The following is a 12,563-nucleotide window of genomic DNA, read 5'->3' as shown; positions in this document are numbered from 1 at the left end:
TGCTCAGGACGATCGTACGCCGTCTTCGGGCGGTTGTGACGCACGCGTTTCCTCCATCCGGGAGACTTCATCGCGCAGCGCCGACTGTTTCGGCTCCAGCCGCCGCCTGGTCCGCTCCAGTTCACGCCCGAAACGCCGCACGCCCAGCCACACCTTGAACGCGCACCAGGCGAGCACGGCCAGGCCGACGAAACCCATCGACACCGACACCGCAACCCACGCCACGCCGCCACGGTAGCCGATCCGCTCACGCCATGCCGTAGCGGGCCAGCGCCCGGACCGCGTCCTCGCGGATCCCCGACGCCAGCCCCGCGGGCGACACGACACGGCCCTGGTCGCCGAGCCGCAGCGCCAGGCCCCGCACCCACCGGGTGTCGGGGGTGCGCAGCACCACCCGAAGCCGCCCCTCCCCCAGCTCCTCGACGCTCTCGCACGGGTAGTAGTCGGCCACCCACCGGCCCCGCGGCGTCAACTCCAGCGTCACCGCCTCGTCCTGCGGCGACGGGCGGAACAGCCCCGCGTCCACGTCGATCGGCTCGGCGTCGTCCGGGACGCTCGCCGGCACGTCCAGCACCGCCAGGTCGGCGATCCGGTCCAGCTTGAACAGCCGCACCGCCTCCGCCCGCCGGCACCACCCCTCCAGGTACGTGTTGCCCTCCACGACCAGCAGCCGCATCGGGTCCACGTCGCGTTCGGTGTTCTCGTCCCGCGCCGGGACGTAGTACGTCAGGTGCACGCGGCGTCCCCGCGCGATCGCGTCCCGCAGCGTGCCCAGGCCGCTGCGGGCGGGGTCGGCGGACCCGCCGTACGCGTCCACCTCCACCGCGACCTGGCTGGACACCGCCGCCGCCGCGCCCGCCGCGCTCTCCAGCTTGGCGATCACCCGGCTGAGCGCGTCCCGGTCGTCCAGGCCCGGGATGCCCGCCAGCATCCGCAGCGCCACCAGCAGCGCCGACGCCTCGTCCACCTTCAGCCGCAGCGGCCGCGCGATCGACTCCGCCTCCGCCACCGTGATCTCCCCGCCCTCGTAGGACAGGTCGATCGGGCAGTACGGATCGGGCGCCCGCAGCTCCACGCACCACAGCAGGTTCAGGTCGTCGATCAGCTGCTTCTCCGTCACCCCGAACGCGGCGGCCGCCTCCCCGAGCGCCACCGAGTCGCGGTTCACCACGTACGGGACGAGCGCCAGCAGCCGCCCCAGCCGGTCCGTCGACGTCGTCGCCGGCCCCTTCGGGGTGCTCTTACCGGTCGCCTTCGCGGTCACCGGCCGTTCACCGTCCCGTCCGCCTCGGCCGCCCCCTGCTGCCCCGCCAGCACCGACTTCAGATGCTGGATCACCGCCTCCCGCAGGTCCGGCGGATCCAGCACCACCACGTCGCCCGCGAACCGCGCCAGATACGGCGCGAACCGGTCCGCGTCGCGGAACGACAGGGTCGCCTCGTCCCACTCCCCGTCGCCGGGCCCGTCCTTCGCGGGCCGCACGTCCCTGGCCCACCGCCGCGGCCCCTGCGCCGCACCCGCCCGCAGCAGCACCGCCGCCGGGCGCGGCTCGCTCACCGGATCGCCCCAGTCGAACGCGATGCGCCGCACGTCCACCCCGTCCGGGACGGTCACCGAACCGGCCGGCCCGTCCGCCGCCACGTCCCCGACGATGCGGCTCAGCCGGAACACCCGCTGCTCGTCGCGGTCCCGGTCGAACCCGACCGCGTACCAGCGGCCCCGCCGGCTCACCACGCCCCACGGCTCCAGATGCCGCCGCGCCACCGACGTCCGCCCGATCCCCTGATAGTCGAACGCGACCGGCCGCCCGTCCCGCACCGCCTCCCACAGGGCCGGGAACGCCGGGTCCTGCGTGTCGACCCGCGGCTCGATGCCCACCGCCGCGGGCGCGTCGGTCTCCACCCCGGCCGCGCGCAGCTTCAAAAGCGCCCCCGACGCCGCCTCCGCCATGCTGGCCCGCTGCCACACCCGCGCCGCCAGCCCCAGCACCGCCGCCTCGTCCGGCGTCAGATGGATCTCGGGGAGCTCGTAGGCCTGCGGCGGGATCCGGTACCCGATCTCCTCACCGCCGCCGCCCTGCCGGTCGCTGCCCACCTCCAGCGGGACGCCGAGCTCACGCAGCTCCTCCTTGTCCCGCTCGAACATCCGCTTGAACGCCTCGCCCGATTCCGGATACCCGGGCACCGCACGGCGGATCTGCTCGGCCGTCAGATAGCGCCGGGTGGCGAGCAGGCAGACCACCAGATTGAGCAGGCGCTCGGTCTTGCGCCGCGACACTTCGTCACCACCTCTTCGCTCCATCGACCCCTGAGCCGCGCTCGGCGGGTCCGGCCGTCCACGGCCGCGTCCCGCCGTTCAGGACGCTACCGTTTCCCGGTGTGATCCGATGGCGTAAAGGCACAGTTGAGGACATCCGCCGCGAATGGCCCGGGGCGGTCGAACTGAACGTCTCGATCGGGGGCGACGGCGCACACCGCGCCCTGGCCTATCCCGCCCTCGTGGGCCGGCCCGAACCCGGCGACACCGTCCTGCTCAACACTACGGCCTTGGCGATGGGCCTCGGCACCGGCGGCTACGCCATGGTCGTCGCGATCCCCGACCGCCTCCCGCCCGACCCGACCGGCCCCGGCCACCTCGTCAAGGCCCGCTACACGCCCCTCCAGGCGACCGTCCTCGGCGCCGACGAGCAGGACTCCCCCCACCACGACGTCCTCCGCGACGCCGACTCGCTCGACGGCATGCCCGTCATCGTCGCCGACCTGCACTCCGCGCTCCCGCCGATCCTCGCCGCGCTCCTCGCCGACCGGCCCGCCGCACGGGTCGTGTACGTCATGCCGGACGGCGGGGCGCTGCCGGCCTGGTTCTCCATGTCCATCGCCCGCCTCAAGGACGCCGGCGTCCTCGCCGCCACCGTCACCGCCGGGCAGGCCTTCGGCGGCGACCTCGAAGCCGTCACCGTCCACACCGGCCTCCTCGCCGCCCGCCTCATCCTCGGCGCCGACGCCGCCGTCCTCGCGCAGGGCCCCGGGAACCTGGGGACGGGCACCCGGTGGGGCTTCTCGGGCGTCACGGCCGGCGAGGCCGTCAACGCCGCGTCCGTCCTCGGCGGCCGGCCCGTCGGATCCCTGCGCGTCAGCGAAGGCGACAAGCGCGAACGCCACATCGGCGTCTCCCACCACTCCCTCACCGCGTACGGCCGCGTCGCCCTCGCCGCCGCCGACATCCCCGTCCCCGAACTCGGCGGCCCCTTCGGCGCCCGCGTCGCCGCCGGCGCCGCGCCGCTCGGCGACCGCCACCGCCTCGTCCCCGTCCCCGTCGACGGCCTCCACGAGACCCTGAGCGCCGCCGAGAAGGACTGGGGCGTCCGGCTGTCGACCATGGGCCGCCGCCTCGACGAGGACCTGCCCTACTTCCTCACCGCCGCCGCCGCGGGCCGCCACACCGCCGCCCTCCTCGGCTGACGCCTCAGACGGCCGCCGCCTCCCCGGCGCCCGCGGCCTCCCCGGCGGTGTAGGCGGAGGCGAAGGTGAAGGCGCCCGGGGACGGGCCCCGCTCGCGGAGCAGGGCCAGGCGCTCCAGCGCCTCCTCGACGGTCGGGACGCGGCCGGCGGGTATCCACCACAGGACGGCGTGCGCGTCCACGTGCCGCCGGAACCACTCCCGGCGGCGCCGCATCGTCTCCAGGTGCGCGCTGCGGTAGACGAAGTCCCACAGCGCCTCGGCCGACTCCCACACCGAGAAATTGACGATCACGTCGTCGCCGGCGGGGCGCATCCCGGTGGCGTCGGGCTCGCCGTCCTCCGTCAGCCGCCACACGAACCCGGGGGCCGCGTCGGCGAGCGCGTTGACGGGTTCGAGCATCGCGACGAAGTCCCCCATCCGCGGATCGTCCAGGGGGAAGCGGAGCGCGGCGACGTTGAACTGGGCGAGATGGTGCGCGCGGGCGGGGGCGTGTTCGGTCATGGGCCTCACCCCACCACGGTGCCCGCTTCTATGTCAATGCTCATTGTTTTTAGAAGGGGTCTCGGCAACCGCACAACACCAGCCCGGACGCGGATCCATCCGCACACGCACCCGCGAAGACCCCTCGACAAGCCCCTCCAGCAACGCCAGATTCATCCCGCACACCAACGGCGGAAACGCCTCCGCCACCACATGAAACGGGCAATTGCGCATCCGCAGGACCGCGCCGCCCTCATCCGCAACCGGGTCATAGCCACGGGCCGACAGAACCTCCGCCAACTCCCCCAAACCCCCGCACGGCCCGCCCGGCCCCCGCAACGCCAGCCCACGCCGCCGCGCCGCGTCCCGCACCTCGACGTCCAGCCCGGCCGCCTCCGCCGCCTCCGCCAGCAAACCCGCCGCCGTCCGGTAATCACGCGCCGGCACCGACACGCCCCGCTCCCCCGCCGACCGCCGGTACACCTTCGCCGGACGCCCCGCACCCGGCCCCGAACGCCCCGTCAGCCGCCTGCTCCCCGCCTCCAGCAACCCCGCGTCCACCAGCTTGTCCAAATGGAACGCCGCCAGCGTCCGCGCCACACCCGCCGCCTCGGCCGCCTCGTTCCGCCCCACCTCACGGCCCTGCACCGCCACGAACTCGTACAGCCGCCGCCGCACCGGATCCTGAAGCAACGCGATCGCGTCGATGTCCTCCACCCCGCCATTCTAAGAACAACGAGGACTCCGCTTAGAACGGAGCGACCACCACCGTCAATGCACACCCAGCAGATCCACCACGAACACCAGCGTGTCGCTCCCCTTGATCCCGAACTGCGCCAGGCCCTTCTCCCCGTACCCCAGCGACGGAGGCACCACCAACAGCACCCGGCTCCCCACCCGCTGCCCGACCAGACCCTCGTCCCAGCCCTTCATCACCTGACCGGTCCCGATCGTCACCGCCGCCGGATGCCCCTCCGACCACGACGAGTTGAACACCTTCCCGTCACGCCAGAAATACCCCGCGTACTGCAACGCCAGCAGCTGCCCCTTCCGCACCGCCGGGCCGTCCCCCCGCACCAGCGTCCGCACCTGCAGCTTCCTCGGCGCCGCACCCCGCGGCATCGACACCGCCGGCGCACGCCCCGCCGCCGCATCCCCCACCCTCGGCAGCCCCGGATCGTCCAGCGGCGCCTGCGCCTTCCCGCGCGGCCCCGCCGTCCGCGGATACACCGCCCGCACGTCCAGCACGTACACCAGCGTGTCGTCCCCGCCCACCTGATGCTTCGGGTCGCCCTTCTCACCGAAGCCGTCCTCCGGCGGAATCCGCGCCACCACACGCGAACCCGGACGCGCCCCCTCCAACGCCTTCGTCAACCCCGGCACCAGCTGCCCCGTCGGGAACGCACCCGGCCGCCCCTTCGAATAGCTGCTCGCCAGCAGCTTCCGCTCCGACTCACTCCACCGGTAGCCCACATAGTCGGCCACCACCAGATCACCCTTGCGCGCCGCCGCGCCGTCCCCCTCCTTGAGGGTCTCCACCGCCAGAGACCCACCCGGCTCGCCCTTCGGGAACTCCACCTCCGGCAGCTTCCCGAAATCCCCGCGCACCGTGACGTCCAAGCCGCCACCCGAACACGCGGACAGCACCAACGGCGCGACAAGAACGGCGACCACGGGCAACAACCGGACACGACGACGCATACGGGGGTCCTTCGAGGGGCGGTGAGCGCTACTGCGCGCTCACCCTACCGCCCAAGTGACCAGCCGGTAGCCCCCGGCGCACACGTGTCGCACCCACCCCTACATACCGGCGATCAGCTTGTCCACCCGCTCATCCACCGACCGGAACGGGTCCTTGCACAGCACCGTCCGCTGCGCCTGATCATTCAGCTTCAGATGCACCCAGTCCACCGTGAAATCACGCCGCTTCTCCTGCGCCTTCCGGATGAACTCACCCCGCAGCCGCGCCCGCGTCGTCTGCGGCGGAACCGACTTCGCCTCGAAAATGTCCAGATCCCGCGTCACCCGATCCACCGCCCCCCGCTTCTCCAGCAGGTAATACAGCCCCCGCTCACGATGCACATCGTGATACGTCAAATCCAGCTGCGCCACACGCGGCGACGACAACGGCAGATCGTACTTCCGCCGATACCGCTCGATCAGCTGATACTTCGCCACCCAGTCGATCTCCCGCGCCACCAGATCCAGCTCGCCCGTCTCCACCGCACGCAGCGTCCGCTCCCACAGCTCCAGCACCCGCTTCGCCGTCGCGTCCCCGCCACGCGCGTCCACGAAATCGCGCGCCTTCCCGTAATACTCCTTCTGGATCTCCAGCGAACTCGCCTCCCGGCCGTTCGCCAGCCGCACCTTCCGCCGCCCCGTCATGTCATGACTGACCTCACGGATCGCCCGGATCGGATTCTCCAGCGTCAGGTCGCGCATCACCACGCCCGCCTCGATCATCCGCAGCACCAGATCCGTCGCGCCCACCTTCAGCAGCATCGTCGTCTCACTCATGTTCGAGTCCCCGACGATCACATGCAGGCGCCGGAACCGCTCCGCGTCCGCATGCGGCTCATCCCGCGTATTGATGATCGGACGCGACCGCGTCGTCGCCGACGACACGCCCTCCCAGATGTGCTCCGCCCGCTGCGACACGCAGTACACCGCCCCACGCGGCGTCTGCAGCACCTTCCCCGCACCACAGATGATCTGCCTCGTCACCAGATACGGAATCAGCACATCCGCCAGCCGGCCGAACTCCCCGTGCCGCCCCACCAGATAATTCTCATGGCAGCCGTACGAGTTCCCCGCCGAATCCGTGTTGTTCTTGAAAAGGTAGATGTCACCGGCGATGCCCTCCTCGCGCAACCGCCGCTCCGCATCGACCAGCAAACCCTCCAGAATCCGCTCACCGGCCTTGTCGTGCGTCACCAGATCCACGACGCTGTCGCACTCCGGCGTCGCATACTCCGGGTGACTCCCCACGTCCAGGTAGAGCCGCGCCCCATTACGCAGGAACACGTTGCTGCTACGACCCCACGACACCACCCTCCGGAACAGATAGCGCGCCACCTCGTCCGGTGACAACCGCCGCTGCCCCCGGAAGGTACAGGTGACGCCGTACTCGTTCTCAAGCCCGAAGATGCGCCTGTCCACACCACGACCCTATGCGGCCAAGCCCCCACTTGGCAGTCTCTCCAGCCCACCGTTTCCCCCGGACCGACCCCCGCCGCACACGCGACAGGCCCGCCACGGCAAGGGCGGCCACCACCACCCCGCCACGACGGGCCCGCACCCGGCCGGGAACCCCGCCACCCGGCGGCGCCCCGACCTGCGAATCAGTCCTCGTCCCCCCCGGCGCCCTTCTCCCGCTTCGCCGGCTTCGCCGCCGAACCCGACCCCGTGTCCGCACCCGACCCGGTGTCCGCGCCTGCGTCCTCCCCGCCCGAAGACGCCCCCGACGGCCCCTCATCCGCCGCCGACAGCAGATCACCGATCCGCGCCGCCGCCAGCCGCTTGAACAGCCGATGCTCCCGATTGCGGTCCAGCACCGCGACCTCCAGCGACGTCGCCTCCAGATGCCGGTCCGTGTCCTGCGCCTCCAGCGCCCGCACCGCCGTCCGCAACGCCCCCGCCAGCGACGAACCCTCCCGGTAGCCGTCCTTCAACGACTCCGCCACCGCGTCCGCCTGCCCGCCCATCGCCACATAGCCGTGCTCGTCCGCCACCGACCCGTCGAACGTCAGCCGGTAGATCTGGTCCGTCTCCGCGTCATCGCCCACCTCCGCGACGACCAGCTCCACCTCGTACGGCTTGTTCGTCTCCGTGAAGATCGTCCCCAGCGACTGCGCGTACACGTTCGCCAGACCCCGCGCCGTCACGTCCCGGCGGTCGTACTGATATCCGTTGATGTCGGCGTACCGCACACCGCCCAGCCGCAGATTCTCGAACTCGTTGTACTTCCCCACCGCCGCGAACGCGATCCGGTCATAGATCTCACTGATCTTGTGCAGCGCCCGCGACGGATTGTCCGCCACGAACAAGATGCCGTCGTCATACTGCAGCACCACGACACTGCGGCCACGCGCGATCCCTTTACGCGCATAGTCCGCCTTGTCCTTCATCTGCTGTTCGGGCGAAACGTAGAACGGCATGGACACCGGTATGGATCCCTTCTATCGCAGCGGGGCGGTCGGCCCGCCCGGCGAGTCGTAACGTCCATCGACGACGGCCTGCGCCAACGCGCCCACCTCGTCCTCGCCCAGCCGGCGATACCCCTCCGACGTCACCGACGCCACCACCGGGAAGATCCGGCGCGTCAGATCGGGCCCACCGGTCGCCGAATCGTCATCGGCCGCGTCGTACAGCGCCTGCACGCACACCAGCGCCGCGTCCTCCGCCGACAACTCCGGCCGGTACAACTTCTTCAGCGCCCCACGCGCGAACACCGACCCCGAGCCGACCGAGTGGAAATCCCGCTCCTCGTACCGGCCCCCCGCCGGGTCGTACGAGAAGATCCGCCCCTCATCCCGCTCCTCGTCATAACCCGCGAACAACGGCACCACCGCCAGCCCCTGCATCGCCATCGCCAGGTTCTGCCGCACCATCGTCGCCAGCCGATTCGCCTTGCCCTCCACCGACAGCGTCCGGCCCTCACGCTTCTCGTAATGCTCCAGCTCCACCTGGAACAACCGCACCATCTCGATGCCGATGCCCGCCGTCCCCGCGATCGCGATCGCCGAGAACTCGTCCGCCCGGAACACCTTCTCGATGTCCCGCTGCGCGATCACGTTCCCCGCCGTCGCCCGCCGGTCCCCCGCCATCACCACCCCGCCGGGGAAACTCACCACGACGATCGTCGTCCCGTGCGGGATCTCATCCCCCACCCGCGACGCCGGCGGCGTCCGCCTGCCGGGCAGCGACTCCGGCGAGTACGCCCCCAGGAACTCCGTGAACGACGACATGTCCGGGCTCGCGAACAACCCCGGCAGACGCCCGGTGTGCGATTCGTGGGACGCCACGCGACTCCCTTCCCTCCACCATGGCACCGGCTCCTCACAACCCCACCGGCGCGGACGACTACGACCCTACTGTTCAAGGTCGCCCACGCGCATGCCGCATGATCCCCCGCCGAGTCCGCCCACGGCGAACCCTGACCACAATCCCCGCCGTCACTCCACCCAGACAGGCCCCACGCGCAGGATCCCGAGCTCCGGGTTCACCTTACGATGCCGCCCGTCCGCCTCCCAACGCGCCGTCCAGCCGCCAGGCGGCACCTTCACGGGATCCGCGTCGGGGACGGTGAACGACAGACGTGTCCCGCCCGTGGAGGCCGGAACCGTCCTGACCAGACCGCCCATCAGATAGTCCGCCGCGCGGCGAAGGGCAATCGGGTCATCGCGGAGCTGACCCATGCCCGTGTTGCAGCCATGGCACGCGATACCGCGCACCGCGCCTGTCCTGTGGTCATGGTCGACGTGCTTCGCCGGGAAATCGAAGCAGACGGCGCAGAGGCCGACCTGCATCTTCAGCAGCCAGTCGGCGTCCTCATCGTTGATCCCGTACTTCTGGCGCAGGTGGTAGTGCCTCGGCGATCCCAGCGAGTCCGACCTCGTCCACCAGCCCGGGTCCGAACGCACCCGATCCGGACCGCCGAAGACCCGGGCACCCGTCTCGCGCTCCAGCCACCGCGCTTGCGAGCCCTCCAGCTCCAGGTATTCCGCCGCGAGCCGCAGGCGCTCCGGATCGTCCTCGAACTGGCCGAGCGCTCCGTTGCACTTGAAGCACAGGACACGGCGGACGAGCCCCGTCATGTGGTCGTGGTCCACGTGCTTCGCTTCGGCGCGGAGACAGATGACGCAGATGCCGCCCTGCTCGGCGATCATCTGCTCCACCTGCTCCTCGGTGAGGCCATAGCGCAGCTTCAGGAGGTAGTTCCGCTCGCTCCCATGGTTGCGACGGCGGTTCTCCAGAGCAGTGGCCGTGTGGCAGGGGCGGCAATAGGCGGTGAGTCCGGACTTGTTGGAGCGGTTCTTTCCGAACTCATCGAACGGCTTGATCTCCTGACAGCGAGGGCAGTATTTCATCCCGTCCGGGACGGCCGAATGCCTGCGGTACTCTCTCGCCTCTTTGCCCTGCCTTGCCTGTCTTTTCCGATATGAGGCGGCATTACGCAGGCCGTAGCACTCTCTGCAGTACGGCGCCAAGCCGTCGGGAGACGCCCTGCGCTTCGAGAAGTCTTTGACCGGTTTGACCTGATGACAGTCAGGACACCTTTTCGAAGTCATGGGCGAGACCTTAATGGCCTCGCCCATGCCTTGCAGGCTATTCAGATTTCCGTGTGACCCCGGAGGGAAACGCGAACATCAGATTTCTCGATATGTCCGATTTGGGTATTACTGTCCGCCTTTTTGGACGTATGAACGGATGAAATCCTCTGCGTTCTCTTCGAGAACTTCGTCTATTTCGTCGAGAATTGTGTCCACGTCGTCGGTGAGCTTCTCCTGGCGCTCCTGCACGTCCTCGGTGGTCGTGGCCTCGGTCTCTTCGACCTCTTCCGTGCGCCGGGGGGTCTGCTTCTGACCGCCGGTGTCCTTCGTGGCCATCTCGTACCTCCGCTCTGCCGGTCCTACCGACCCTATCCCCGATCTTCGGCGGTTAGCGGATCTTGAAACCCGTTTCGCCGCCTCCGCACCCGGGGGCCGGGGACTTGCTCGGGTTATCGCCCGTCCACCGGCCACTGAAACGGGCATACCGGTCACGAAACCGAGACGTCACCTGTCAGTGCAGGTCAGCGGGGCGATAGGGCTCGATAGCCACACTATCCAATGGGCGCGAATGAGCCCGGACGGCGCTCATGCGTCGTCCGGGCTCAGAAGGGCGTGTCAGCTCTGGCCGGTCAGGGTGGCCACGAGGTCGGCCGCGGTCCGGCAGCGGTCCAGGAGGGGGCCTACGTGCTGCTTGGTGCCGCGGAGGGGCTCCAGGGTGGGGACGCGCTGGAGGGACTCACGGCCCGGCACGTCGAAGATGACCGAGTCCCAGGAGGCGGCCGCGACGGATTCGGCGTACTGGCGCAGGCAGCGGCCGCGGAAGTAGGCTCGGGTGTCCTCGGGCGGGTCCTCCACGGCGGCTTCGACCTGGGCCTCGGTGATGACGCGGTCGATGCGGCCGCGGTCCACGAGCCGGTTGTAAAGGCCCTTGTCGGGCCTGACGTCGCTGTACTGCAGGTCGACGAGTTGCAGGCGGGAGTGGGACCAGTCGAGGTTGTCGCGGGTGCGGTAGCCCTCGAGGAGGGCGAGCTTGGCGACCCAGTCGAGTTCGCGGGACAGCTGCATGGGGTCGTCGCCGAGGCGGTGGAGGACCGATTCCCAGCGGTCGAGGACGTCGGTGGTCATCTCGTCGACGTCGGAGCCGAAGCGGTCCTCGACGTACTTGCGGGACTGCTCGAGGTACTCCATCTGGAGCTGGACGGCGGTCATCTTGCGGCCGTCGCGGAGGGTGAGCAGGTGCTTGCAGGACGGGTCGTGGGAGACGGCGCGGAGCGCGGCGACGGGCATGTCGACGGACAGGTCGACGGTGAGGAAGCCGTCCTCGATCATGGCGAGGACGAGTGAGGTGGTGCCGAGCTTGAGGTAGGTGGACAGCTCGGCCATGTTGGCGTCGCCGATGATGACGTGGAGGCGGCGGTATTTCTCGGGGTCGGCGTGGGGTTCGTCGCGGGTGTTGATGATGGGGCGTTTGAGGGTGGTTTCGAGGCCTACTTCGACTTCGAAGAAGTCGGCGCGCTGGCTGATCTGGAAGCCGTCGCCGCGGCCGTCGACGCCGATGCCGACGCGGCCGGCGCCGCAGACGACCTGGCGGGAGACGAAGAACGGGGTGAGGTGGCGGACGATGTCGGCGAAGGGCGTCTCGCGGCGCATGAGGTAGTTCTCATGGCAGCCGTAGGAGGCGCCCTTGTTGTCGGTGTTGTTCTTGTAGAGCTGGATGGGGTGGGTGCCGGGGACCATGGCGGCGCGTTGTGCGGCGTCGGCCATGACGCGTTCTCCGGCCTTGTCCCAGATGACGGCGTCGCGGGGGTTGGTGCATTCGGGTGCGGAGTATTCGGGGTGGGCGTGGTCGACGTAGAGGCGTGCGCCGTTGGTGAGGATGACGTTGGCGAGGCCGAGGTCTTCGTCGGTGAGCTGGGTGGGGTCGGCGACTTCGCGGGCGAGGTCGAATCCGCGGGCGTCGCGGAGTGGGTTCTCCTCTTCGAAGTCCCAGCGGGCTCTGCGGGCTCGTGCCGCGGAGGCCGCGAGGTAGGCGTTGACGACCTGGGAGGAGGTCACCATCGCGTTGGCCCCTGGCTGCCCGGGTACGGAGATGCCGTACTCGGTCTCGATGCCCATCACCCGCCGAACACTCATATCGTCGAGCCTATCGGGGTGCGCGGGGTGGAGCCATGGGGCCGGGTGTTCGCGGGGGGTGTGGCGGGGCATGCGGACGCGGCGGCCAACCCGCGGGGGGGCCGCCGCGCCGGGGGGGGCGTGGCGGCGTGTGAGTCGTGCGCGGACGCCGATCGCGGTGCTGTTGATGGATCAGTCGGTGGTGGCGGGGCCGGGGAACATCTACCGGGCGGAGGT

Annotated in this window: 13 protein-coding genes; 1 reads left to right on the top strand and 12 read right to left on the bottom strand. The window is 70.2% G+C overall.

All coding sequences use genetic code 11. The features are described 5' to 3' along the window. Positions 1-3: 3 nt before the first annotated feature. The 3 genes from ACTWPP_RS32595 to ACTWPP_RS32585 are packed head-to-tail and all read right to left on the bottom strand — an operon-like array spanning position 4 to position 2,277. Positions 4-225, bottom strand: a complete 222-nt coding sequence (locus ACTWPP_RS32595; protein WP_443108226.1) for a hypothetical protein — start codon at positions 223-225, stop codon at positions 4-6. 22 nt (positions 226-247) lie between these two features. Then, positions 248-1,264 carry a helix-turn-helix transcriptional regulator gene (locus ACTWPP_RS32590; protein WP_443108225.1) on the bottom strand — a complete coding sequence of 339 codons (1,017 nt, stop codon included), beginning with the start codon at positions 1,262-1,264 and terminating at the stop codon, positions 248-250. Beyond that, entirely contained in the window at positions 1,261-2,277 is a 1,017-nt protein-coding gene (locus tag ACTWPP_RS32585) for a helix-turn-helix transcriptional regulator (RefSeq protein WP_443108224.1), read from the bottom strand. Before ACTWPP_RS32585 ends, ACTWPP_RS32590 begins: the two co-directional genes overlap by 4 nt. Positions 2,278-2,378: 101 nt before the next feature. Here ACTWPP_RS32585 and ACTWPP_RS32580 point away from each other — a divergent pair, with 101 nt between their 5' ends. After that, positions 2,379-3,461: a DUF3866 family protein gene (locus tag ACTWPP_RS32580; protein WP_443108223.1), complete on the top strand. Its 1,083-nt coding sequence runs from the start codon at positions 2,379-2,381 to the stop codon at positions 3,459-3,461. Between the two features lie 4 nt (positions 3,462-3,465). On the opposite strand, the gene ACTWPP_RS32575 is transcribed toward ACTWPP_RS32580, so the two are convergent. The 9 genes from ACTWPP_RS32575 to dop all read right to left on the bottom strand — a co-directional run bounded on the left by ACTWPP_RS32575 (position 3,466) and on the right by dop (position 12,347). Beyond that, positions 3,466-3,963 carry a DUF3291 domain-containing protein gene (locus ACTWPP_RS32575; protein ID WP_443108222.1) on the bottom strand — a complete coding sequence of 166 codons (498 nt, stop codon included), beginning with the start codon at positions 3,961-3,963 and terminating at the stop codon, positions 3,466-3,468. A 33-nt stretch (positions 3,964-3,996) separates the two neighbouring features. Further along, positions 3,997-4,659: a helix-turn-helix transcriptional regulator gene (locus ACTWPP_RS32570; protein ID WP_443108221.1), complete on the bottom strand. Its 663-nt coding sequence runs from the start codon at positions 4,657-4,659 to the stop codon at positions 3,997-3,999. Positions 4,660-4,713: 54 nt separating this feature from the next. Continuing rightward, complete coding sequence (locus tag ACTWPP_RS32565; protein ID WP_443108220.1) at positions 4,714-5,643, bottom strand: FKBP-type peptidyl-prolyl cis-trans isomerase; 930 nt, start codon at positions 5,641-5,643, stop codon at positions 4,714-4,716. A 99-nt stretch (positions 5,644-5,742) separates the two neighbouring features. Beyond that, positions 5,743-7,101, bottom strand: a complete 1,359-nt coding sequence (gene pafA / locus ACTWPP_RS32560; protein ID WP_358466927.1) for a Pup--protein ligase — start codon at positions 7,099-7,101, stop codon at positions 5,743-5,745. Between the two features lie 182 nt (positions 7,102-7,283). Then, on the bottom strand, positions 7,284-8,099 hold the full coding sequence (gene prcA / locus ACTWPP_RS32555) for a proteasome subunit alpha (RefSeq protein ID WP_443108219.1): 816 nt from the start codon (positions 8,097-8,099) through the stop codon (positions 7,284-7,286). A 21-nt stretch (positions 8,100-8,120) separates the two neighbouring features. Beyond that, on the bottom strand, positions 8,121-8,909 hold the full coding sequence (gene prcB, locus ACTWPP_RS32550) for a proteasome subunit beta (RefSeq protein ID WP_443108443.1): 789 nt from the start codon (positions 8,907-8,909) through the stop codon (positions 8,121-8,123). A 207-nt stretch (positions 8,910-9,116) separates the two neighbouring features. Beyond that, on the bottom strand, positions 9,117-10,259 hold the full coding sequence (locus ACTWPP_RS32545) for an endonuclease VII domain-containing protein (RefSeq protein ID WP_443108218.1): 1,143 nt from the start codon (positions 10,257-10,259) through the stop codon (positions 9,117-9,119). Positions 10,260-10,340: 81 nt separating this feature from the next. Continuing rightward, complete coding sequence (locus tag ACTWPP_RS32540) at positions 10,341-10,550, bottom strand: ubiquitin-like protein Pup (protein WP_131884412.1); 210 nt, start codon at positions 10,548-10,550, stop codon at positions 10,341-10,343. Positions 10,551-10,829: 279 nt separating this feature from the next. Further along, positions 10,830-12,347 (bottom strand): depupylase/deamidase Dop, encoded by a 1,518-nt coding sequence (gene dop, locus ACTWPP_RS32535; protein ID WP_443108217.1) that lies wholly within the window; start codon positions 12,345-12,347, stop codon positions 10,830-10,832. Positions 12,348-12,563 lie beyond the last annotated feature (216 nt).

This window comes from Actinomadura sp. 3N407, from assembly GCF_052245875.1.
GTDB lineage: Bacteria > Actinomycetota > Actinomycetes > Streptosporangiales > Streptosporangiaceae > Spirillospora.
This window is presented reverse-complemented; position numbering and strand designations above follow the sequence as displayed.